The organism is Pseudomonas sp. KB_15, from assembly GCF_052114525.1.
Lineage (GTDB): Bacteria > Pseudomonadota > Gammaproteobacteria > Pseudomonadales > Pseudomonadaceae > Aquipseudomonas.
Map to the genome: position 1 here is coordinate 22,449 of NZ_JBFREX010000014.1, position 22,573 is coordinate 45,021.

Consider the following 22,573-nt stretch of genomic DNA (forward strand, 5'->3'; position numbering starts at 1 on the left):
TGGTCACCCGAATTAGATCTACGTACTCACCCGTTGTATGCTGCCGACGCTTTTTTGTGTCTGCACGCTATATGGTGGCTGTGTTTGGGATGCCTTCGGGCATGCCGGTTCTGTGCGTAGATCTCACCGGTTGACCAACCCGAACACAGTCGCCTCCCATCGTTTGGTCACGATGATGGCGGTCCTTTCTGGCACATCTGAGATTGCACATCATGAATAAATGGAATCCGTTCACCAACGAACGCTATCTACCGCTCCACACCAACCTCACCGATTCCCCGCCCCTGATCATCGACACAGAAGCCAACCCCCAAGACATCCTCGAAGCCGCCCTCCAACGCATCCGGGCGTCCAGCGACCTGCTGCAAACCCTGCACTGCCAATGCTTCAAACACGGCGACCTCGAAGATATCCCCCACATCACCCACGCCCTCTACCTGCTGACCCAGGACGGCTGCGACCTGCTCAAAATCGCCCAGCAACGCATGCTCAACTGGAAAGCCCCAGCCTAAAGTCGAGTGAACAGATCGTTCCCACGTTCTGCGTGAGAACGATCAACACCTGCCGCAACTGACCAGATGAAAGTCCATTCAATCTGATCAGCATTGCCCGAAAGTAAGCCAATGGCGTACATTAGCGATGATTTTCATTGAGACCCCAGTTTTCACCCGTCGAGCCAAAGAGTTACTGGATGACGATGCCTATATCGCCTTGCAGAAGCTGCTGGTGTTGAACCCTTCGGCTGGCGACGTTATTGAAGGGACAGGCGGGATTCGCAAAATGCGGGTCGCAGCCAAGGGACATGGCAAACGAGGCGGAGCCCGCGTGATTTACTACCATTTCGTCTCGGCATCGCAGATCGCTTTGTTGATGATCTACCCTAAAAATGAACAACAAGACCTGACCGCCGATGAGCGCAAAGCGTTGAAAACCGTCATCGAACACTGGAGATAACCATGAGCAAATTTTTTGATGAGCTGATGGAAAGCGTGCAACAGATGGACGAGATCGTACGGGGCGAACGTCGGCCTTCCCGCGAATTCCGGGTTGATGCGTTGCAAGTCAAAGAAATTCGTAAGGCTACAGGTTTGACTCAAGCCAAGTTCGCAGCGTTGATCGATGTCCAACTCGGCACCCTGCGCAACTGGGAGCAGGGCCGCCGCGAACCGACAGGCCCTGCCAAAGCCTTGCTGAAAGCCATTCATAATGACCCTGTCCATGTGCTGAATGCGTTAGCCGATTAAACAGAGCACCTCCGTTGATTGCCTTCGTCCCAGATGTTGACCGTTGACTGGCGAAGGGACGCGGCGATAAGACGGCCCTGACCATTGGCATGCTTTACCAAGCGATAGCAAAGCTGCGCTGGGACACGCGGTAACTGGATAGCCTATGTAGAAAATGTCACTCCAGAAACGTCTCGCAGAACTGCAATTATTCTGGCGTTATCGCCTCATGAGTGAAGGAATAATAGCCACATGGCTAGAAAAACAGCGCCGCTTCTGCCGTCGATTGCACGACTACTGACCGACCTCGGTGAGCGCCTGAAACTGGCCCGTTTGCGTAGAAAACTCACGGCTAAACAAGTGGCCGAACGAGCCGGGATGTCAGTCATGACATTGCGCTCCCTGGAATCTGGTGGTGCGGGAGTAACGATGGGAGCTTATCTGTCGGTGATGCACGTATTGGGTTTGGAGCAGGATTTGAACAAGATTGGCGCAGCCGATGAAACGGGACGTCGACTGCAGGATGGAAAGCTATGTCGAACTGCAAGTCGAAAGGTCGAAAAGCCCCGACGCAAACAAAGCACAACCGCTGCCAAAGAAAACAAACCATTTTCCTTACAGACAGATGGCGTCGTTGGTAAGTCGTACCTCAGCGAGAGCGATCTCCACTCCTTCCCGCTGAATACCCACTCACTGTCCGCGTTACTGACAAAAAAAGAAGACTGAGCTCAACACCTAATTAATAGGTAGACCGAGGTGCGTGTAGGGCGCTAAAACGGGAAACCGGTTGCGAAGCGACCCTGAAAAGAAGGACTACTGCGCAGTCCAGCGGGAGCAAGCTCCCTCGCCACAGGTTCCGCGCTCAGCCACTCTCTCCCTAAGTCTTTCCTCCAAACTCGACGACCTCTAAGATTCGGCCATGCCCAACCGGACGCCCCGCAATGAACCTCGCCCTCAACTTCCCCGACGACCATTCAATGCAGCAACTCATACAACTGCTGCACGAAGAACTCGGCCTACCCGAGCGCAAAACCATCAGCCTCAACACCTCGATCAACTTCGACCTGGGCTGCAACGGTGTCGATGCGCAACATTTGATCGAAACCCTGGAAAACCACTTCGCCATCGACTTCGTGGATTTCGACAGCTATCGCTATTTCCAGCCCGACGGCTACGATGTATTTCTCAAGCGCAAAGCCAAGGGTCGCGGCGACAAGGTGCCATTGACCATCGGCATGCTCTACCGGGCCATCAAGGCCCAACGCTGGGACACGCAGGCGCTGGAAGGCTTGTAGCGACGCGCACAAAAAAGCCGCCCCGAAGGGCGGCTTTTTCGTTAGCTCAAACCAGCACTTACAACTTAGGACCCGCAGCCTTGATCGCGTCGCTCACTTCGAACTTCTTGAAGTTCTCGATGAACAGGCCGGCCAGTGCTTTGGCGGCTTCGTCGTAGGCGGCTTTGTCGGCCCAGGTGTTGCGTGGGTTCAGCAGGCCAGTCTCAACGCCCGGTACGGCCAGTGGCACGTCGAGGTTGATGGTGTCCAGGTGCTCGGTCTTGGTACCGATCAGCGCGCCGCTCTGGATCGCTGCGATCACGGCACGGGTGGTCGGGATGTTGAAGCGCTTGCCGACGCCGTAGCCACCGCCGGTCCAGCCGGTGTTGACCAGGTAGACCTTGGAGCCGAAGCCGCGGATGCGCTTGATCAGCAGCTCAGCGTATTCACCAGCCGGACGCGGGAAGAACGGTGCGCCGAAGCAGGTGGAGAAGGTCGACTTGATGCCGCTGCCCGAACCCATTTCGGTCGAGCCCACCAGTGCGGTGTAACCGGACAGGAAGTGGTAGGCCGCTTGTTCTTCGTTGAGGATCGACACTGGCGGCAGTACGCCGGTCAGGTCGCAGGTCAGGAAGATCACAGCGTTCGGCTCGCCACCGAGGTTCTTCTCGGAGCGCTTGGCAACGTGCTCCAGCGGGTAGGCGGCGCGGCTGTTCTGGGTCAGGCTGACATCGGCGTAGTCGGCGTGCTTGGCGTCGTCGATGACGACGTTTTCCAGGACCGCGCCGTGCTTGATGGCTTTCCAAATAACCGGCTCGTTCTTCTCGGACAGGTCGATGCACTTGGCATAGCAACCGCCTTCGATGTTGAACACAACGCCTTCGCCCCAGCCGTGTTCGTCGTCACCGATCAGGTAACGGCTTTCGTCAGCGGAAAGGGTGGTTTTACCAGTGCCGGACAGACCGAAGAACAGGGTCACGTCGCCCTCTTCGCCGATGTTGGCGGCGCAGTGCATTGGCAGCACGTCGGCGGCCGGCAGCAGGAAGTTCTGCACCGAGAACATGGCTTTCTTCATTTCACCGGCGTAACGCATGCCGGCGATCAGCACTTTCTTCTGTGCGAAGTTGATGATCACGCAGCCGTCGGAGTTGGTGCCGTCACGCTCTGGCACGCATTCGAAGTTGGCAACGTTGAGGACCTGCCACTCTTCACGACCAGCCGGGTTGTACTGGGCCGGGTTGATGAACAGGCAACGGCCGAACAGGTTCTGCCAGGCGGTCTGTGTGGTCATCTTCACGGCCAGGTAGTGCTCGGAAGCCGCACCTACATGCACGTGGGAAACGAAATGCTCTTGCGCGTTGTTGAATGCCTCAACGCGAGCCCACAGGGCGTCGAACTTGTCGGCYGGGAACTTGCGGTTGATCGGGCCCCAGGCGATAGCGGCCTGGGTGCTTGGCTCTTCAACGATGAAACGGTCGACTGGCGAACGGCCGGTACGGTGACCGGTACGAACAACCAGTGCGCCGGTATCGGCAAGCTCGCCTTCACCGCGGTTGAGGGCTTCTTTAACCAGATCATCAACACTCAGATCGGTGTACACGGCATTATTGGCTTGCGTCATGAGGTTCCCCGTCGGCCAGTGGCCGAGTGCTCCAAACGTTTTTGTAGTAGAAAGTCGTGCACTACTACCGCGAAAAAAGTGGGCCGGATTATGCCAGAAAAGCCCAAAAAAAGTAGGCCCCTCCTGTCGTAACGGCATTAATCCGGCGGTAGCCAGTGAATTTACCTGCGCTGAACCGTTTTAGTGACGAGTATCTGACGGCGTATCGATACCCGCACCGGCGAACAATTGAGTGACATCGGCTGCGTCGAACAGGTAGCGCTGATTGCAGAACTGGCAATCGATTTCGATATTGCCACCGTGTTCGACCACCAAATGCTGCGCGTCTTCCATCCCCAGACTGACCAGCGCATTGGCCGAACGTTCGCGCGAGCAGCTGCAACGGAAGCGCAACTTCTGCACATCGAACAGACGCACCTGCTCGTCGTGGTACAGGCGATGCAGCACGGTTTCGTTGTCCAGGCTCAACAGCTCATCGGCGGTCAGCGTACCGCCCAGCGTAGTGATGTGCTGCCAGCTGGCGGCGCGCTCATCTTCGTCTTTCAAACGGTCGGCCGGCAGTTGTTGCAGCAACAGGCCACGGGCGCGACGACCATCGGCGTACAGCCAGAATCGCGTGCCGACTTGCTGGGACATGACGAAATAGTTGGTGAAGCATTCGGACAGGGTGGTGCCGTCGAGATCGACGATGCCCTGGTAGCGCTGGCCCTGTTTCGGGTCGATGGTCAATGCCAGGACACCATCGGGCATCAGGTCGGCCAGGGTGGCATCGGGAGCGATACGGTCCGCGTCATAACGGGCCAGGCCACGGATGTCGCGCTCGCTGGAGCACTCGATCATCAGCAGCGGGATCGGGCCTTCGGAGCGGGCTTGCAGAATCAGCAAGCCATCGAACTTCATCGTGCCAACCAGCAACGATGCGGCCGCCATCAGCTCGCCGAGCAGTTGCGCGACCGGCTGCGGGTAGGCGTGTTTGGCCAGGACTTCGGCGTAGCTGAGCTCCAATGAGACCAGCTCGCCACGGGTGTCGCTGTCATCGAAGATGAAGCGTTGGGTGAAGTCGTTATCCGGTAGGTCAGTCATAAGTCTGGGTATCTGAAGTGGTGACAAAAGTGATTACAGAATTCGAGGTTGCGTCTTGGCCATAGCGTCTTGCTGTCGGGTTATGGCTTACAGGCCGGCGACTGTGTGCGTTTTACGACGAATGGCACTGCCAATGGCTCATAAAGGGTAGGCGAATTACCCCATATGGCTACGCGCAAGCACAATTACAAGTCTTTGCCTGTTTGAGTGATCGACGGCCCCGGTCAATCATTCATTGCTGCTACCACGAAACTTGAACAGATCCCGCCGCTGTTTCTTGCTCGGTTTGCCATCGGTGCTCACGCCCAGAGCACCTGCTTTGCGCTCGGCGGYGGCGTTTTCGCGCTTGGCGATGCTGGCTTCAGTTTCGGCGTACAGCATCTGCGCCTCCGGTGCGCCACGGCGAACGATCGACAACGCCTGGACCACTACCGTGCGCTCATCGAAACCGGTGCGAATCACAAACTCGTCACCGACCCGTGGCTCTTTACCCGGCTTGCAGCGTTCGCCCCGGCAATGCACCTTGCCGCTTTCAATCGCCGCCTTGGCCAGGGCACGGGTTTTGTAAAATCGTGCAGCCCACAACCATTTATCGAGGCGGACTTTGTCGTCCTCTTCGTTTTTTTGTGCCATGGAATTTCCTCATTCTGAAATATTGGTGAACTGTACTACCGTTTCTGACGTACCAAGAATTTCACCGGCTCGGATTACAATGCTGACATTCCATAACCTCCTTGCGAGGCTGGAAATCCGGGCCGTAGATATCTGTCGCCTTTTAACCATTATTCTGCGTGAATACCGCGAATTCGGCCGCATGCGGCCCGAGCGGTTTCTACCGGTTGAGCACTTTTGAAGACATTTGACCATTTGACCGTTGTCGGTCTGCGCGAGTGGGTGGCGCTCCCGGATTTGGGAGTCGCGGGCCTTCGGGCAAAAATCGACACCGGTGCCAGCACCTCAAGCCTCCACGCCACCGAAATCGAGCTGTTCGAGCGCGATGGTGAGCAGTGGGTGCGTTTTACCGCCCACCTGGGTTCCGTCGTACAACTGCGCCACCGGCGCTGCGAAGCACCGTTGGTGACGATGAAAACCATTAAAAGCTCAAACGGTCACGCGCAGGTGCGATACGTGATCAGCACCACCCTGGCCCTTGGTGATCGGGTCTGGCGGGTCGAGTTCACGCTCGCCTGCCGCAAGTCCATGCGTTATCGCCTGCTGCTCGGCTCCAAAGCCCTGATCCACGGCCAGTTGGTGGTCAATCCGGGCATCAAGTATGTACAAGACAAGCCGGTGTTCCCGGTATCTACCTCCTCCACAGGTGTTGCATGAAGATCGCTGTGCTGTCGCGGAACCCGCGTCTGTATTCCACCCGCCGCCTGGTTGAAGCCGGTACTGAACGCGGCCATGAAATGGTGGTGGTCGATACCCTGCGCGCCTACATGAACATCGCCAGCCACAAGCCGCAGATCCACTACCGCGGCAAACCGCTGGAGGGTTTCGATGCGGTGATTCCACGGATCGGTGCGTCCGTGACCTTTTATGGCTGCGCAGTGCTGCGCCAGTTCGAAATGATGGGGGTATTTCCGCTCAACGAATCGGTGGCCATTGCCCGTTCACGGGACAAGCTGCGTTCGCTGCAATTGCTGTCCCGTCGCGGGATCGGCTTGCCGGTGACCGGGTTTGCCCACTCCCCCGATGACATTCCCGACCTGATCGAAATGGTCAACGGCGCGCCGCTGGTGATCAAGGTGCTGGAAGGCACCCAAGGCATCGGCGTGGTGCTGTGCGAAACCGCTACAGCCGCAGAATCGGTGATCGAGGCGTTCATGGGCCTCAAGCAGAACATCATGGTTCAGGAGTACATCAAGGAAGCCGGTGGCGCGGACATTCGCTGCTTCGTCGTCGGGGACAAGGTGATTGCCGCAATGAAGCGCCAGGCCAAGCCCGGCGAGTTTCGCTCCAACCTGCATCGCGGTGGCAGCGCGAGCCTGATCAAGATCACGCCGGAAGAGCGCATGACGGCGTTGCGCGCAGCCAAGGTCATGGGGCTGGCGGTAGCGGGTGTGGACATCCTGCGCTCCAATCACGGGCCGCTGGTGATGGAAGTGAACTCGTCGCCGGGGCTGGAAGGGATCGAGACCACCACTGGCAAGAATGTCGCGGGGATCATCATCGAGCATCTGGAGAAAAATGGCGGGCCGAATATGACGCGGACCAAGGGCAAGGGTTGATTCTGAATTTTGTGGCGGCAGGGATGCCGCCATCGCGAGCAAGCTCGCTCCCACAGTGATCTTCAGTGGACATACAATTTGTGTTCAACACGATCACTATGGGAGCGGGCTTGCTCCGGGCGGCGTTCCGACGAAGGGGCCTTCAGCCCCTCTGCAAAATCCTGTTTTTAAACAGCATCCCGCGGCAACATCAACCCCAACGGCAAGCGCACTCGCGCTTCCAGCCCACCACCCGAGCGGTTACGCAACTCAACATTCCCGCCATGCATCGAAGCAATCCGCTTCACGATCGCCAACCCTAAACCGGTGCCCTTCCCGCCCCGGGCACGATCACCGCGGGTGAACGGGTTGAATATCGCTTCCAGTTCCGACGGATCAATACCGGCACCACGGTCCATGACACTCAGCACCACATACGGCGCGCTGGTGTCCCCGGACACATACGCCGCCACCTCTACACCGCTGCCGGCATGATGCAGCGCATTGCCGATCAGGTTGTTCAGCAATCGCTTCATCGACACACGACGCAACGGAAACGGCTGAATCGGCTCCAGGCGCAGCCGCACTTTCTCTTCATTCTGGTTGTAGGGCGCAGCGACTTCGCGGACCAGGTCGCTCAGGTCAACTTCTTCCACCGACTCGTCGCGCCCGTCACGAATGAACGCCAGGAACTGATCGAGAATCGCGTCCATGTCTTCGATATCGCGCACCATGTCGTCGGTCAGGTCGGTACGATCACCCATCAATTCCAGGGACAGACGCAAGCGGGTCAACGGCGTGCGCAAATCATGGGAAACCCCGGCCAGCATCAGCTCACGTTCGCGACCGGCCTGCTCGACGTCTTCGGCCATCTGGTTGAAAGCGCGGTAAACCTCGGTCATCTCACTCGGCGTATCGCTGATCGGCAGGCGCACGCTACGCCCCTGGCCCAGTTGCCGCGCGGCATACACCAGACGTTTCAAAGGTTGATTGAGCTGGCTGACGAAGATCCAGGCCGAAGCGGTGGAAAGCAGACCAATAGCGAGGAACCAGCCCAGTACATTCCAGATTTTCTGGCCGCGCAACGGATGGGGATACAGCGGTACTTTCAGCCAGCCATCGCCCAGGCTTGGTGCCCGAACCCACAGCGCCGGTGGCGAATGCATACGCAGCCGGACTTCAGTGTCGGCACCCAGCTCCGCCTGCATCTGCCGCTGGTAGATCTCGCTGTAAGGCCAGTGTTGTTCGCCTTCCGGCACGCCGGCACCCACCACCCGGATCAGGGTCGCGGCCTCGGCGATCTTGCCGCGGCTTTCTTCATCGGCGGCCCAATAGGCGCGCAGCGTCAGGGCGACACCGTGGCTGTACTGGCGGTCCACCAGCACGTCTTCGTTCATCAGCAGATAAACCAGGGTCAGCGCCTTGGAGAAGAGTACGACGATGAGCACCAGCCAAAGGGTGCGGGAGAAGAAGCTCTGGGGGAACCAAACGGGGGTTTTCATGAGTAACCGTTAAACGCTTGCAGGAGAGAGCGATGCTCGCATATTGCGGTTTGCGAGTCTGCGGACAGGATCGATTGATCCAGTGTCCGCATGACCCGTTCCTACAAATCGCCAATCACTTGGTGGCGGTACCATCCGGAACAAACACGTAACCCACGCCCCAGACAGTCTGGATGTAACGCGGTTTGGAGGGGTCGGGCTCAATCATCCGGCGCAGACGGGAAATCTGCACATCGATGGAACGCTCCAGGGCATCCCACTCGCGGCCACGGGCCAGGTTCATCAATTTGTCGCGGGTCAGCGGTTGACGCGCGTTCATCACCAGGGCCTTGAGCACTGCGAACTCACCGGTGGTGAGCATGTGCACTTCTTCGCCACGCTTGAGCTCGCGGGTGGCCAGGGACAACTCGTAGTCACCGAAGGTCACGCTTTCGTCTTCGCTGCCCGGGGCGCCAGGCACCGGAGCCGACTGGCGACGCAATACCGCTTTGACGCGGGCCATCAGCTCATCCGGGTTGAACGGCTTGGCCAGGTAATCGTCGGCGCCCAGTTCCAGGCCCTTGATGCGGCTCAACTCGTCGCCCTTGGCGGTGAGCATGATGATCGGAATCTGGTTGTTCGCGTTGCGCAGACGGCGGCAGGCGGTCAGACCGTCTTCGCCGGGCAACATCAGGTCGAGGACGACCAGGTTGAACACTTCGCGCGCCAGCAGGCGATCCATTTGCTCAGTGTTCGGTACGGCGCGGGCGCGATAGCCCTTGCTGACGAAAAAACGTTCCAACAGGCTGCTGAGGCCCGGATCGTCGTCAACAATAAGAATTTTTTCGCCTTCAGCAATGTTTGCAGTGCTGCTCATTGGATGCTCCTTTGATCTCGGCGCGCATTATGGCGTAGCTGCCGTTATACGCACCGTGTGCATTGTTAGCAGATTTTTCCTTTAGCGCCAGAAAACCGGCCGTTGTGCCTGCTGCCTGCGATGCCCCCGAACGACAGAACGCTGGTTATAATGCGCGGCCTTTTGTGTCAGGCAACATCAGACAGGTACTACAGACAGACGCCATTTATTTTCATGGTGTCGGCAGTAATTGTTCGATTTCACGGGTCAACGGGATACCTTTTGATCCAGGTAGCGGCGCAGGCCAGGCCGCTCAACCAGACTCGCCGAGCCCTTATCCTTGCGCCTGCGAGCCTGCTTTCACAATTTGTCAGGTGGTTTTATGGACAGCATCAACAGCCGCATCGCCGAGGAACTCGGTGTACGCCCACAACAGGTCGAAGCGGCCGTCGCGCTACTCGATGAAGGCTCTACCGTTCCCTTCATCGCCCGTTACCGAAAAGAAGTGACCGGCAGCCTAGACGATACGCAATTGCGTCATCTGGAAGAGCGCCTGCGCTACCTGCGAGAACTCGACGAACGGCGCATCAGCATCCTTGCCAGCATCGAAGAGCAAGGCAAGCTGACGCCGCAACTTGAACGCGACATCAAGCTCGCCGACACCAAGACCCGCCTCGAAGACTTGTACCTGCCGTACAAGCAGAAGCGCCGCACCAAGGGCCAGATCGCCCTGGAAGCCGGCCTCGGCGAACTGGCCGACGGCTTGTTCAACGACCCGTCCCTGAGCCCGGAAACCGAAGCCGCACGTTTCATCGACGCAGAAAAAGGCGTGGCCGATGTGAAGGCTGCCCTCGAAGGCGCCAAGTACATCCTCATGGAGCGCTTCGCCGAAGACGCCGGCCTGCTGGACAAGCTGCGCAACTACCTCAAGCAGGAGGCCACCCTCAGTGCCCGCGTGATTGCCGGCAAGGAGGAGGAGGGCGCCAAGTTCCGCGACTACTTCGAACACGACGAACCGCTCAAAAGCATGCCGTCGCACCGCGCGCTGGCAATTTTCCGTGGCCGCAACGAAGGCATCCTCAGCTCCGCGCTGAAGGTCGGCGACGAATTGCCGGGCACCATGCACCCGTGCGAAGGCATGATTGGCCAGCAATTCGGTATCCAGAACCAGAACCGCGCCGCCGACAAATGGCTGGGCGAAGTAGTGCGCTGGACCTGGAAGGTCAAGCTCTACACCCATCTGGAAACCGACCTGCTGGGCGAGCTGCGCGATGGCGCGGAAACCGAAGCGATCAACGTTTTCGCCCACAACTTGCACGACCTGCTGCTGTCGGCCCCGGCCGGCCCGCGCGCCACTTTGGGCCTCGACCCTGGCCTGCGTACCGGGTGCAAAGTGGCCGTGGTTGATGCCACCGGCAAGCTGCTGGATCACGCCACGGTTTACCCGCACGTGCCGCACAACAAGTGGGACCAGACCCTCGCGGTGCTCGCCGCCCTGTGCGCCAAGCACTCGGTGGACCTGATCGCCATCGGCAACGGTACCGCCAGCCGTGAAACCGATAAGCTGGCCGCCGAGCTGATCAAAAAATATCCAGCGATGAAGATGACCAAGGTCATGGTTTCCGAGGCCGGTGCATCGGTTTACTCGGCGTCGGAACTGGCCTCCAGGGAATTCCCGGACCTCGACGTGTCGATCCGTGGCGCCGTGTCCATTGCCCGTCGCCTGCAAGATCCGCTGGCTGAGCTGGTGAAGATCGATCCGAAATCCATCGGCGTTGGCCAGTACCAGCACGACGTGTCGCAGCTGAAACTGGCCCGTGGCCTGGATGCAGTGGTCGAGGACTGCGTGAACGCCGTCGGCGTGGACGTGAACACCGCTTCCGTGGCGTTGCTGGCACGGATTTCCGGCCTCAACGCAACCCTGGCGCAGAACATCGTCAGCCACCGCGACGAGCATGGCGCGTTCAAGACCCGCGCCGCGCTGAAGAAAGTCGCGCGCCTGGGCGAAAAAACCTTCGAACAGGCCGCCGGATTCCTGCGCGTGATGAACGGCGACAACCCGCTGGACGCCTCCGCGGTACACCCGGAAGCCTATCCACTCGTGCAGCGTATCGCCGCCGAGACCGATCGCGATATTCGTTCGCTGATTGGCGACAGTGGTTTCCTCAAGCGCCTTGATCCGAAGAAATTCACCGACGAAACCTTCGGTCTGCCAACGGTCACCGACATCCTTCAGGAACTGGATAAGCCCGGCCGTGACCCGCGTCCCGAGTTCAAGACGGCCGAGTTCCAGGAAGGCGTCGAAGACCTCAAGGACCTGCAACTGGGTATGATCCTCGAAGGCGTGGTGACCAACGTGACCAACTTCGGTGCCTTCGTCGATATCGGCGTGCATCAGGACGGTTTGGTGCATATCTCCGCGCTTTCGGAGAAGTTCATCAAGGATCCGCGCGAAGCGGTGAAGGCCGGTGACGTGGTGAAAGTGAAGGTCATGGAAGTCGACATCCCGCGCAAACGCGTTGGCCTGTCGATGCGCATGAGCGACACCCCGGGCGAGAAAATCGACGGCGCTCGCGGCGCGCGTCCGGGATCGGCGCCACGCCAATCCCAGAACACTGCACCGCGCAAGGAAACCACGGCAGCAGCACCGAGCAACAATGCCATGGCTTCGCTGTTCGCCAATGCCAAACAGTTGAAGAAACGCTGATGGACATTCCCGCCGGGCTGACCGAAAGCGCGTTTTTCAAGCTGCTGGGCTGCCGCTTGCACAGTCTGGAAACCGGGGTGGCGCAAGTCGCCCTGGCGCTTGAACCCGAGCTGCGCAATCGCGGTGGCAAGCTCCACGGCGGGGCCTTGTTCAGCCTGGTGGACATTGCCATGGGGCTGGCCTGTTCCAGCACCCATGGCTTTGACCAGCAGAGCGCGACCATCGAGTGCAAGATCAACTACATCCGCGCCGTATCCGAAGGCGAGGTGATGTGCACGGCGCGGGTGATCCACCCGGGCCGCCGCACACTGGTGGTCGAGGCCGATGTGATGCAGGGCGACAAACTGGTCGCAAAAGCACAAGGCACGTTCGCTGTCCTGTAGCTAGTCGTCATCAAATTGAGTTAATTTCGACGCAATGAAACCTGTGGGAGCGAGCTTGCTCGCGATGGCGGTGTGTCAGACGACGTTAATGTTGACTGATACGCCCTCATCGCGAGCAAGCTCGCTCCCACAGGGATTGTGCAGTTACTGACTGACCGGCACATGGCCTGTGCGGCTCGAAAAACCAGGCGAAAACGCCAGTTTTAACTTCACCCTTGTAGACCGTCTTGCCCACCCCCATATTGGGGCGACTGACGCGTGAAGGAATCCAACTTGAGCGAACTTCTCAACCGCCGCCTGGCCCTGCTCGGCGAGCGCGCTAACCTCTCTCTGCTCGAACAGTGCCTTCACGGCATCGAACGTGAATGCCTGCGCGTGAACGGCGAAGGTCGCCTGGCGCAAACGCCGCACCCGGAAGAATTGGGTTCCGCGCTGACCAACGAACAGATCACCACCGACTACTCCGAGTCGCTGCTGGAGTTCATCACTCCGGCCCTGCCCGACCCTGCGGACACGTTGGCGAGCCTGGACAGGATTCACCGCTTTGCCTACAGCAAGCTCGGTAACGAGTATCTGTGGAGCCCATCGATGCCGTGCCCGTTGCCGGCCGAGGAAGACATCCCGATCGCCTATTACGGCACGTCCAATATCGGGCAGCTCAAGTACGTGTACCGCAAGGGCCTGGCCCTGCGTTACGGCAAGACCATGCAATGCATTGCCGGCATCCACTACAACTTTTCCCTGCCGGAAAAACTCTGGCCGCTACTCAGGCAGGCCGAAGGTTTTGTCGGCACCGACCGCGATTTTCAGTCGTCGTCCTACATCGCACTGATCCGCAACTTCCGCCGCTACAGCTGGCTGCTGATGTACCTGTTCGGTGCTTCACCAGCACTGGACGCCGGGTTCCTGCGCGGTCGTTCGCACCAGTTGGAACAACTGGACCCGCAGACTTTGTACCTGCCGTACGCCACCAGCCTGCGCATGAGCGACCTGGGTTACCAGAGCAACGCCCAGGCCGGCCTGACGCCGTGCTACAACGATCTGAACAGCTACACCGACAGCCTGCGCAAAGCGGTGGCCACGCCGTATGCGCCGTACGTCGAAATCGGTACCCACCAGGATGGCGAGTGGGTACAGCTCAACACCAACATCCTGCAGATCGAAAACGAGTACTACTCCAACATCCGCCCGAAACGCGTGACCTATACCGGCGAGAGGCCGATCCAGGCGCTGATGGCCCGCGGCATCCAGTACGTCGAAGTGCGTTGCCTTGACATCAACCCGTTCCTGCCGATGGGCATCGACCTCACCGAGGCGCGTTTCCTCGATGCATTCCTGCTGTACTGCGCGCTCAACGACAGCCCGCTGCTGACCAACACCAGTTGCGGCAACGCGACCTCGAACTTCCTCAGCGTGGTCAAGGAAGGTCGTCGTCCGGGTCTGCAACTGCAACGCGACGGGCAGCCGGTTGATCTGAAGGAATGGGCCGGCGAACTGCTGGAAAAAATCGCTCCGCTGGCCGCGATGCTCGACCAGAGCCATGGCGGCGATGCCCACAGCAAGGCGCTGGACGCCCAGATGGCCAAGGTCCTGGACCCGTCCCTGACGCCGTCGGCCCAGGTGTTGGCGGCGATGGCCGAGCACAAGGAGAGCTTTGCCCAGTTCTCCCTGCGCCAGAGCCAGGCCCATGCCGAGTTCTTCCGCAGCGAGCCGTTGGCGGCTGAAGAACAAAGCAGGTTTGAAGAACTGGCGCGTTCATCGCTGGCTCAGCAGGTTGAGCTGGAACAGAACGAAGTCGGTGATTTCGATGTGTTTGTCGGGGCGTACCAGGCGAGCATTCTGGCGATCAGCAACTGAAGGTCCTTCGGACCTTATCGCGAGCAAGCTCGCTCCCACAGGGTTCAATGGTGTTTGCACGATTGTGCTCACACCGAAGATCCACTGTGGGAGCGAGCTTGCTCGCGATGACCGCGTAGCGGTCGCTCCTCAAGTGTTCCTCTCATAAGCTCATTCGAAAAAGTTATTTATTTTCGAATTCTTAGATCATTTAGTCTCTTTCTCATGCCGACACTCGGTCGCCTGACAAGGAGCTTTCTGATGAAACTGACTTTCCCTCTACGCTTGCTGGCGGCCGCTTCCTTGGCTACCGCAAGTTTCTTTGCCCAGGCAGCCGGTGTCACCGTCGCCTACCAGACCACCGTTGACCCGGCGAAAGTCGCCCAGGCCGACGGCGCCTACGAAAAAGCCACCAAGGCCGATATCAGCTGGCGCAAATTCGACAACGGTGCCGATATCATCGCCGCCATTGCCTCCGGCGACGTGCAGATCGGCTACCTCGGCTCCAGCCCTCTGACCGCCGCAATCACTCGCAAAGTCCCGGTAGAAACATTCCTTATCGCCACCCAGATCGGCGCCGCTGAAGCCTTGGTTGCCCGCGATGGTTCCGGGATCAAGACCCCACAAGACCTGATCGGCAAGAAAATCGCCGTGCCGTTTGTATCCACCGGCCACTACAGCCTGCTCGCCGCACTGAAGCACTGGAACATCGACCCGTCGAAAGTCACCGTTCTCAACCTGGCGCCACCGGCGATCATTGCCGCCTGGAAACGCGGTGACATCGACGCCACTTACGTCTGGGACCCGGCCCTCGGTGTAGCCAGGGAAAACGGCAAAGTGTTGATCACCTCTGGCGAGCTGGCCAAGTTCGGCGCACCGACGTTCGATGCCTGGATCGTGCGCAAGGATTTCGCCGAGAAGTACCCGGAGATCGTCACCGCGTTCGCCAAAGTGACTCTGGATGCCTACGCCGATTACCGCAAAGACCCACAAGCCTGGCTCGCCAATCAGGGCAACGTCGACAAGCTTGTAAAACTGTCTGGTGCCAAGGCCAGCGATATTCCGCTGCTGCTGCAAGGCAACGTCTACCCGCTGGCGGCTGATCAGGTGATCACTCTCGGCGCGCCAACCACCAAAGCCATCACCGACACCGCGGCGTTCCTCAAGGAACAAGGCAAGGTCGAGGCTGTGCTGCCGGACTACGCGCCGTACGTCAGCGCCAAGTTCATCACCAACTGATCGGGAGTCAATGCGATGGCCTTGCTACAGCTGGAGCGTATCAGCGCACAGTACCCCGGCAACCCGGAACCGGTGTTGGCGGATATCTCTCTGAGCCTCGGCCCCCGGCAATTGCTGGTCGCCCTCGGCCCGTCCGGCAGTGGCAAGACTTCGCTGTTGAACCTGATTGCCGGTTTCGTCGAGCCCGGCGCCGGGCGCATCACCCTCGATGGCGTGCCAGTCAAAGGCCCGAGCGCCGAGCGCGGCGTAGTGTTCCAGGACGACGCGCTGTTGCCATGGCAGGACGTGTTGGCCAACGTCGGTTTCGGTCTTGAGCTGGCCGGCATCGCCCGGGACAAACGCGAAGCTCGCGCCAGGGAAATGCTCGCCCTGGTCGATCTTTCCGGTTTTGAACAGCGCCGCATCTGGCAGCTCTCGGGCGGCCAGAAGCAGCGTGTCGGTCTGGCCCGTGCCCTCGCCGCCGACCCGCGCGTGTTGCTGATGGACGAACCTTTCGGCGCCCTCGACGCCTTCACCCGCGAGCAGATGCAGGAACTGTTGCTGCAAGTCTGGCGACGCACCGCCAAACCGGTGTTCCTGATTACCCATGACATTGAAGAAGCCGTGTTCCTCGCCACCGACCTGATTCTGTTGGCGCCGAACCCGGGGCAAATCGTCGAGCGCCTGAGCCTCGATTTTGGTCAACGTTACGCCGCCGGTGAGTCGGCTCGTTCGATCAAATCCGACCCGCGTTTTATCGAAACCCGCGAACACGTACTCGCCAAAGTGTTCTCCCAACGCAGCGCCGTCCAGCGGCAGGAGCGCGCATGAGCAGTTATGAAATCCCCGTCGCCGCGATAAAGCCAGGCACTGCCGTGTCTGTGGCACGACGCAGCTTGAGCACTCGCTGGATCAGTGTTCTGACGCTGATCGCCTTGCTGGTCATTTGGTGGGGCGTAACCGCCACTGGCTTGATCGAACCGCTGTTCCTGCCGCCGCCCTCCGCCGTGCTGCAAAAAGGCTGGCTGCTGGCGACCTCGGGTTATATGGATTCAACCCTGTGGCAGCACCTCGGTGCGAGTCTGGGCCGCATCGGCCTGGGCCTCGGTTTTGCGATTCTCACTGCCGTGCCGGTGGGAATCGCCATCGGCTCCAACCGTATCGCCCGTGGTGTACTCGATCCTCTGATCGAGTTCTACCGGCCAATTCCGCCGCTGGCCTACCTGCCACTGATCGTGATCTGGTGCGGTATCGGTGAATTGTCGAAAGTGCTGCTGATCTACCTGGCGATCTTCGCCCCGATTGCCATCGCCACCGCCACCGGTGTGCGCACGGTCGATCCGGCCAAATTGCGTGCCGCGCAGTCGTTGGGTGCCACTCGCGCGCAGTTGATTCGCCACGTGATTTTGCCGAGTGCCTTGCCGGACATACTGACCGGTGTGCGCATTGGCCTCGGTGTGGGTTGGTCGACACTGGTCGCCGCCGAGTTGATCGCCGCCACCAGCGGTTTGGGCTTCATGGTGCAATCGGCCGCACAGTTCCTGGTCACCGATGTGGTGGTGCTGGGGATTCTGGTGATCGCGCTGATCGCCTTCGCCATGGAAATGGGCCTGCGTGCCTTGCAACGCAAACTGGTGCCGTGGCATGGCCAGGCCCACTGAATAATTGCCCTGTGAGTACCCCTGTGGGAGCGAGCTTGCTCGCGATGGCGGTTGCACGTTCAACACTTGTGTCGCCTGACAGTCCGCTATCGCGAGCAAGCTCGCTCCCACAAAAGCTCGACACCCCGGATCAATGAGAACCACCATGAGCCAGTTGACCATCGTMCCCCTTAGCTCGGCCCTCGGCGCGCAAATCAGCGGCATCGACATCAGCCAGCCGCTGAGCGCGGAACAACGCAATACCATCGAACAAGCCCTGCTCAAACATCAAGTCCTGTTCTTTCGCGACCAGCCGATCACACCGCAGCAACAAGCACGATTCGCCGCCTGTTTCGGCGACCTGCACATTCATCCGATCTACCCCAATGTGCCGGAACAACCGCAAGTGCTGATCCTCGATACCGCCGTCACCGACGTGCGCGATAACGCGATCTGGCACACCGACGTGACCTTCCTGCCGACCCCGGCAATGGGCGCGGTGCTCAGTGCCAAGCTGCTGCCGGAGTTTGGCGGCGACACGTTGTGGGCCAGCGGCATCGCGGCGTATGAAGCCTTGTCGGCACCGATGAAAACCTTGCTCGAAGGCCTGACCGCCACCCACGATTTCACCCGTTCGTTCCCGCTGGAGCGCTATGGCAACACGCCCGAGGCGCTGGCCCAGTGGGAAGAAGCACGACGCAAGAATCCGCCGCTGGCGCACCCGGTGATCCGCACCCATCCGGTGAGCGGGCGGCGCTCGCTGTTCGTCAACGAAGGCTTTACTTCGAAGATCAACGAGTTGTCGGATACGGAAAGCGAGGCGATTTTGAAGTTTTTGTTTGCCCATGCCACACGGCCGGAGTTCACCATTCGCTGGCGCTGGCAGCAGGATGACATTGCGTTCTGGGATAACCGCGTGACCCAGCATTACGCAGTAGACGATTACCGCCCGGCGCGGCGGGTGATGCAGCGGGCGACGGTGTTGGGGGATGTGCCGTTTTTTCGCTGAATCCCTGACATTTTCATTGCCTGTTCAGCCCTCATCGCGAGCAAGCTCGCTCCCACATTGGATTTGTGTCTACCACCAACCTGTGGGAGCGAGCTTGCTCGCGATGAGGCCGGGACAGGCACCAGAAGACCCGGCGCCTGACTCTTACACAGCCATCGAAGGCTTCTCCCAAAGATTGATCCCACCCTCTTGGGCAAATCGATCTATCTCCGCCAGTTCCTCTGCACTGAAGCTCAGATTCTTCAACGCCCCCACGTTCTCGATGATCTGCTCCGGCCGGCTCGCACCGATCAGCGCCGAAGTAACCCGAGGGTCGCGCAGGGTCCAGGCCAGCGCCAGTTGCGCCAGGCTCTGACCGCGACGCCTGGCAATTTCGTTGAGCGCTCGCACGTGGGCGATGTTGGCCTCGGACAAGTGCGACGCCTGCAACGAGCCTCCACCCGGACGATTGACCCGCGCATCCGCCGGCACGCCGTTGAGGTATTTGTCAGTCAGCAAGCCCTGGGCCAGTGGCGTGAAGGCAATCACGCCAGTGCCGAGTTCGTCGGTGGTATCCAGCAGGTCTTCTTCAACCCAGCGATTGAGCAGGTTGTACGCCGGTTGATGGATCAGCAACGGGACTTTCCATTCCTTGAGCAACGCGGCCATTTTACGGGTTTTCACCCCGGAATAAGACGAGATGCCGATGTACAGCGCCTTGCCCTGTTGCACTGCTGTCGCGAGTGCGCTGGCGGTTTCTTCCAGTGGCGTGTCCGGGTCGAATCGGTGGGAATAGAAGATGTCGACGTAGTCCACGCCCAGACGCTGAAGGCTCTGGTCGAGGCTGGCCAGCACATACTTGCGCGAACCGCCGCCCTGACCGTAAGGACCGGGCCACATGTCCCAACCGGCCTTGCTGGAAATGATCAGTTCGTCACGGTACTGCTTGAAGTCTTCACGCAACAAACGACCGAAGTTGATCTCGGCGCTGCCATACGGCGGGCCATAGTTGTTGGCCAGGTCGAAATGGTTGATGCCCAGGTCGAATGCCGTGCGCAACAACGCGCGCTGGGTATCGATCGGCGTGCTGTCGCCGAAGTTATGCCACAGGCCCAGCGACAGCGCCGGCAACACCAGACCGCTGCGGCCTACGCGGCGGTAAGGGATGGCGTCATAGCGGTTTTCGGCAGCGGTGTAAGTCATCGAATCCTCTCTTGTCGGTCTTGAATCTGGTATCGACTGCTTCGCCAGTCGCCCAGCATACGCCCGGATCAAAGCCAAAAAACCTGAGAGTCGATGAATTGCTGAAACGTTTCACAGAAAATTGATTTGCCCGGAGAATTGAACAAAACAGCGACAGGCTTGCGTGATCAGGGTCGACAGGAACAAAGTCGCCAAAGCAATGAAGAGGCGATACCTATCACCAGGACGGAACCAGCCATGCACACCACAATCATCATCACCTTCGGCCTGGCCTTGCTCGCCATGATGCTGTTCATCGGCGAGAAACTCGGCTTCAGCCGCCAGACACTCACCTACAGTTTCGTGATCCTGTGGCTGGCGCTGACAGTGATCAACGGCGCCATCGGCGTGGTGACTGCCGGCCAGTCGTTGAGTACGGAACTGGGGATCGGCACGATGGTGTTCAGCATTCCGGTGGCGGCACTGGTGTTGTTCATGGTGCTGAGCGCCGAGAGCTGAAAAGCCCCGGCGCCCTGCCCGCGATCAACGCACCAGGTGCAGGAACTGCATGTGCCGTTCGTACTGGTCGAGGATGTCGTTGATGATCTGCTCCTTGGTGTACCCCATCAGATCGTAGTCCTGACTGCCCTCGCTCAGATGCACTTCGGCCCGATAGTAACGGCGATTGTTGAGCTGCTTGGAACCCATGCCGCCCCGGGCAAAAGACGGCGTGAAATAGCCGCGCATCTGCACTTGATAAACGAACGGATGCTGATCGCCATGGCCGATCTCCAGGCTGACGCTGTCATTGGCCGGGTCCGGGTGGGTCGCTACGTGCAAGCCCTTTTCGATGAACACGGCAGACACTTCTTCAATCGCCGGGCGCACCGTCGTATCGAGGAAGCGATAGACCTCGTCCCGTGACGGAAAATGTACCGCCTGACTCAGGCGCTGACGCCAGCCGCCCTTGCCACGCAGGGAACCCGAGACCGGCGCCAGTGAATGCATCTGCGCAATCTTTTTCTGCGATTCCAGATAAAACGCCTTGTGCAGCCCCCACATCATCAACAGCAAGATCAACGAGAACGGCAGTGAGGTCAGGACCACCGCCGACTTCAACGCATCGATGCTGCCCGAGAACAGTAATGCACTGGTCACCAGTGCAGTCATCGCACCCCAGAACACCCGCAGCCATTTCGGCCCGTCTTCATCGGGACTGCCGCCCTTGGCGGACAGCGTCGACAGCACCACGGTGCCGGAGTCGGCGGAAGTGACGAAGAACACGAAACTGATGAACACAGTCACCGCGATGACGGTTTTGCTCCACGGGTAGGTTTCCAGCAGCAGGTAGAGCGTCATCGACGGATTGTCGATGGCCGACATGCCGAGCGCACTCATGCCGTGGTTGAGCACTTGATCGATGGCGCTATTACCGAAAATCGACATCCACGCCAGGGTGAACCCGAGCGGAATCAGCAGCACGCCGAAGACGAATTCGCGGATGGTGCGGCCACGGGAAATCCGCGCGATGAACAAGCCCACGAACGGCGACCACGCGATCCACCAGGCCCAGTAGAACACTGTCCAGCCGCCCAGCCAGTCGCTGGGTTTGTCGTAGGCGTAGAGGTCGAAACTCTTCATCGGCAAGGCGCCGAGGTAATCGCCGAGGTTCTGGATCAGGGTATTGAGCAAATGCTGCGTGGGACCGGCGAACAACACGAACAGCAACAGCGCACAGGCCAGCAGCATGTTGATGTCGGACATGACCCGCACGCCCTTGTCGACGCCCGACACCGCAACGATGATCGCCGCGCCCATCATCAGGGTGATCAGGCCGACTTGAATCCATTGGGTGTGGGCGATGCCGAACAGGTAGTCCAGGCCCGAGTTGAGGTGCAACACACCAAAGCCCATGTCGGCGCCAAGGCCAAACACCGTGGCGATGATGCCGAAGCCATCCACCGCGTAGCCGATGGGGCCATTGATGCGCTTGCCGATCAGCGGATACAGCGCCGAGCGCAGGGCCAGCGGCAGGTTGTGCCGGTAGGCGAAATAGGCCAGCGCCATGCCGACAAAGGCGAACACGCCCCAGCCATGCAGGCCCCAGTGCAGAAACAATATCTGCATCGCCTGACGCGCCGCATCCGCTGTGCCGGCCTCGCCCTGGGGTGGTTGCAACATGTGGGTCAGCGGCTCGGACACGCAGAAGAAAAACAGGGTGATGCTGATCCCCGCGGCGAACAGCATGCCGGCCCAGGACAGGTAACTGAATTCGGGTTCGTCGTGGTCGGCACCGAGCTTGATCTTGCCGTAGCCGGACAAGGCGGTGACCACCACGAAGACCAGATACAGGGTCATCGCCAGCAGGTAATACCAGCCAACCGTGTTGGCCGCCCAGTTTTGCGCCGCCAGCAACCAGGCACCGGCCTGTTCGGGCATGGCGATGACAACGACACCAAACAACAGAATGAAACTCGCCGAGAACCAGAACACCGGCGGATTCATGCGGATCAGGCCGCTTGGAGGGATGGACGATGCACTCATGTCCGGTGCACCTCGAAGGGGTAAAACGTGGCTGTAGAAATCGGACTCAGCAAAGGCAAGCCTCCTGTTGTGAGCGGGCAGCGAACCGCCGGTTTAACTTGAATGAACGTTCAAGTTAAACATGGATAGGGGGCTAAGGACTAATCGCAGGGCTAGGCGGTACTGGTTGTACGCTAGCTCAAGGGAAGAAAAAACGCGGATTTAAAAGCATCGCGAGCAGGCTCGCTCCTACAGGATCCCTGGTCGGCCACAATATTATGTGCACCAGAGATCCACTGTGGGAGCGGGCTTGCCCGCGATGGGGCCAGACCAGTCAAAGAAGATTCA

22 protein-coding genes are annotated in these 22,573 nt (G+C 59.5%); 15 read left to right on the forward strand and 7 right to left on the reverse strand.

The genetic code is table 11. From position 1 onward, the window contains the following. Nucleotides 1-212: 212 nt before the first annotated feature. The 5 genes from AB4Z35_RS14200 (at nt 213) to AB4Z35_RS14220 (ending at nt 2,518) form a co-directional block, all read left to right on the forward strand. A complete protein-coding gene (locus AB4Z35_RS14200; RefSeq protein ID WP_442097655.1) occupies nt 213-512 on the forward strand; it encodes a hypothetical protein in 300 nt (99 codons plus the stop codon). A 127-nt stretch (nt 513-639) separates the two neighbouring features. Continuing rightward, a complete protein-coding gene (locus AB4Z35_RS14205) occupies nt 640-954 on the forward strand; it encodes a type II toxin-antitoxin system RelE/ParE family toxin (protein WP_442097657.1) in 315 nt (104 codons plus the stop codon). A 2-nt stretch (nt 955-956) separates the two neighbouring features. Continuing rightward, on the forward strand, nt 957-1,244 hold the full coding sequence (gene nadS, locus AB4Z35_RS14210; RefSeq protein ID WP_442097659.1) for a NadS family protein: 288 nt from the start codon (nt 957-959) through the stop codon (nt 1,242-1,244). A 231-nt stretch (nt 1,245-1,475) separates the two neighbouring features. Further along, nucleotides 1,476-1,949, forward strand: coding sequence for a helix-turn-helix domain-containing protein (locus AB4Z35_RS14215; RefSeq protein WP_442097661.1), 474 nt, complete (start codon nt 1,476-1,478; stop codon nt 1,947-1,949). Nucleotides 1,950-2,164: 215 nt separating this feature from the next. After that, entirely contained in the window at nt 2,165-2,518 is a 354-nt protein-coding gene (locus AB4Z35_RS14220) for a DUF1493 family protein (protein WP_442097663.1), read from the forward strand. A gap of 58 nt (nt 2,519-2,576) precedes the next feature. Here the strand turns inward: AB4Z35_RS14220 and AB4Z35_RS14225 are convergent, their stop codons facing one another. The 3 genes from AB4Z35_RS14225 to AB4Z35_RS14235 all read right to left on the reverse strand — a co-directional run bounded on the left by AB4Z35_RS14225 (nt 2,577) and on the right by AB4Z35_RS14235 (nt 5,834). Next, nucleotides 2,577-4,118, reverse strand: a complete 1,542-nt coding sequence (locus AB4Z35_RS14225) for a phosphoenolpyruvate carboxykinase (protein ID WP_442097664.1) — start codon at nt 4,116-4,118, stop codon at nt 2,577-2,579. A gap of 180 nt (nt 4,119-4,298) precedes the next feature. Beyond that, the gene (hslO, locus tag AB4Z35_RS14230; protein WP_442097666.1) at nt 4,299-5,201 is read right to left on the reverse strand and encodes an Hsp33 family molecular chaperone HslO; all 903 of its coding nucleotides are present in this window, start codon (nt 5,199-5,201) and stop codon (nt 4,299-4,301) included. A 228-nt stretch (nt 5,202-5,429) separates the two neighbouring features. Next, nucleotides 5,430-5,834, reverse strand: coding sequence for an RNA-binding S4 domain-containing protein (locus tag AB4Z35_RS14235; RefSeq protein ID WP_442097668.1), 405 nt, complete (start codon nt 5,832-5,834; stop codon nt 5,430-5,432). Between the two features lie 216 nt (nt 5,835-6,050). Between AB4Z35_RS14235 and rimB the strand changes: the two genes are divergently transcribed. Both rimB and rimK read left to right on the forward strand, forming a co-directional pair. Continuing rightward, on the forward strand, nt 6,051-6,530 hold the full coding sequence (rimB, locus tag AB4Z35_RS14240) for a retropepsin-like aspartic endopeptidase RimB (RefSeq protein ID WP_008003225.1): 480 nt from the start codon (nt 6,051-6,053) through the stop codon (nt 6,528-6,530). Beyond that, the gene (rimK, locus tag AB4Z35_RS14245; protein WP_007972871.1) at nt 6,527-7,432 is read left to right on the forward strand and encodes a 30S ribosomal protein S6--L-glutamate ligase; all 906 of its coding nucleotides are present in this window, start codon (nt 6,527-6,529) and stop codon (nt 7,430-7,432) included. The genes rimB and rimK overlap by 4 nt, the downstream gene beginning before the upstream one ends. 167 nt (nt 7,433-7,599) lie before the next feature. On the opposite strand, the gene AB4Z35_RS14250 is transcribed toward rimK, so the two are convergent. Both AB4Z35_RS14250 and ompR read right to left on the reverse strand, forming a co-directional pair. Continuing rightward, nucleotides 7,600-8,913, reverse strand: coding sequence for an ATP-binding protein (locus AB4Z35_RS14250; protein ID WP_008003227.1), 1,314 nt, complete (start codon nt 8,911-8,913; stop codon nt 7,600-7,602). A gap of 115 nt (nt 8,914-9,028) precedes the next feature. Continuing rightward, nucleotides 9,029-9,769 (reverse strand): osmolarity response regulator transcription factor OmpR, encoded by a 741-nt coding sequence (gene ompR, locus AB4Z35_RS14255; protein WP_008003231.1) that lies wholly within the window; start codon nt 9,767-9,769, stop codon nt 9,029-9,031. A 361-nt stretch (nt 9,770-10,130) separates the two neighbouring features. Between ompR and AB4Z35_RS14260 the strand changes: the two genes are divergently transcribed. The 7 genes from AB4Z35_RS14260 (at nt 10,131) to tauD (ending at nt 18,541) form a co-directional block, all read left to right on the forward strand. Continuing rightward, nucleotides 10,131-12,455, forward strand: a complete 2,325-nt coding sequence (locus tag AB4Z35_RS14260) for a Tex family protein (RefSeq protein ID WP_442097671.1) — start codon at nt 10,131-10,133, stop codon at nt 12,453-12,455. Then, nucleotides 12,455-12,838 carry a PaaI family thioesterase gene (locus AB4Z35_RS14265; RefSeq protein ID WP_008003235.1) on the forward strand — a complete coding sequence of 128 codons (384 nt, stop codon included), beginning with the start codon at nt 12,455-12,457 and terminating at the stop codon, nt 12,836-12,838. The genes AB4Z35_RS14260 and AB4Z35_RS14265 overlap by 1 nt, the downstream gene beginning before the upstream one ends. A gap of 273 nt (nt 12,839-13,111) precedes the next feature. Further along, nucleotides 13,112-14,695, forward strand: coding sequence for a glutamate--cysteine ligase (gene gshA, locus AB4Z35_RS14270; protein ID WP_442097673.1), 1,584 nt, complete (start codon nt 13,112-13,114; stop codon nt 14,693-14,695). A 240-nt stretch (nt 14,696-14,935) separates the two neighbouring features. Further along, the gene (gene tauA / locus AB4Z35_RS14275; RefSeq protein ID WP_442097675.1) at nt 14,936-15,913 is read left to right on the forward strand and encodes a taurine ABC transporter substrate-binding protein; all 978 of its coding nucleotides are present in this window, start codon (nt 14,936-14,938) and stop codon (nt 15,911-15,913) included. Nucleotides 15,914-15,928: 15 nt separating this feature from the next. Continuing rightward, nucleotides 15,929-16,723, forward strand: a complete 795-nt coding sequence (gene tauB, locus AB4Z35_RS14280) for a taurine ABC transporter ATP-binding subunit (RefSeq protein ID WP_442097677.1) — start codon at nt 15,929-15,931, stop codon at nt 16,721-16,723. After that, nucleotides 16,720-17,553: a taurine ABC transporter permease TauC gene (gene tauC / locus AB4Z35_RS14285; RefSeq protein ID WP_442097679.1), complete on the forward strand. Its 834-nt coding sequence runs from the start codon at nt 16,720-16,722 to the stop codon at nt 17,551-17,553. The genes tauB and tauC overlap by 4 nt, the downstream gene beginning before the upstream one ends. 145 nt (nt 17,554-17,698) lie before the next feature. Further along, nucleotides 17,699-18,541, forward strand: a complete 843-nt coding sequence (gene tauD / locus AB4Z35_RS14290; protein WP_442097681.1) for a taurine dioxygenase — start codon at nt 17,699-17,701, stop codon at nt 18,539-18,541. Nucleotides 18,542-18,685: 144 nt separating this feature from the next. Here the strand turns inward: tauD and mgrA are convergent, their stop codons facing one another. Further along, complete coding sequence (gene mgrA / locus AB4Z35_RS14295) at nt 18,686-19,723, reverse strand: L-glyceraldehyde 3-phosphate reductase (RefSeq protein ID WP_442097682.1); 1,038 nt, start codon at nt 19,721-19,723, stop codon at nt 18,686-18,688. Nucleotides 19,724-19,960: 237 nt separating this feature from the next. On the opposite strand from mgrA, the gene AB4Z35_RS14300 reads away from it, so the two are divergent. Next, nucleotides 19,961-20,221 (forward strand): hypothetical protein, encoded by a 261-nt coding sequence (locus AB4Z35_RS14300; protein ID WP_041474972.1) that lies wholly within the window; start codon nt 19,961-19,963, stop codon nt 20,219-20,221. Nucleotides 20,222-20,245: 24 nt separating this feature from the next. On the opposite strand, the gene betT is transcribed toward AB4Z35_RS14300, so the two are convergent. Then, nucleotides 20,246-22,207 (reverse strand): choline transporter BetT, encoded by a 1,962-nt coding sequence (betT, locus tag AB4Z35_RS14305; protein ID WP_162130689.1) that lies wholly within the window; start codon nt 22,205-22,207, stop codon nt 20,246-20,248. Between the last annotated feature and the right edge of the window lie 366 nt (nt 22,208-22,573).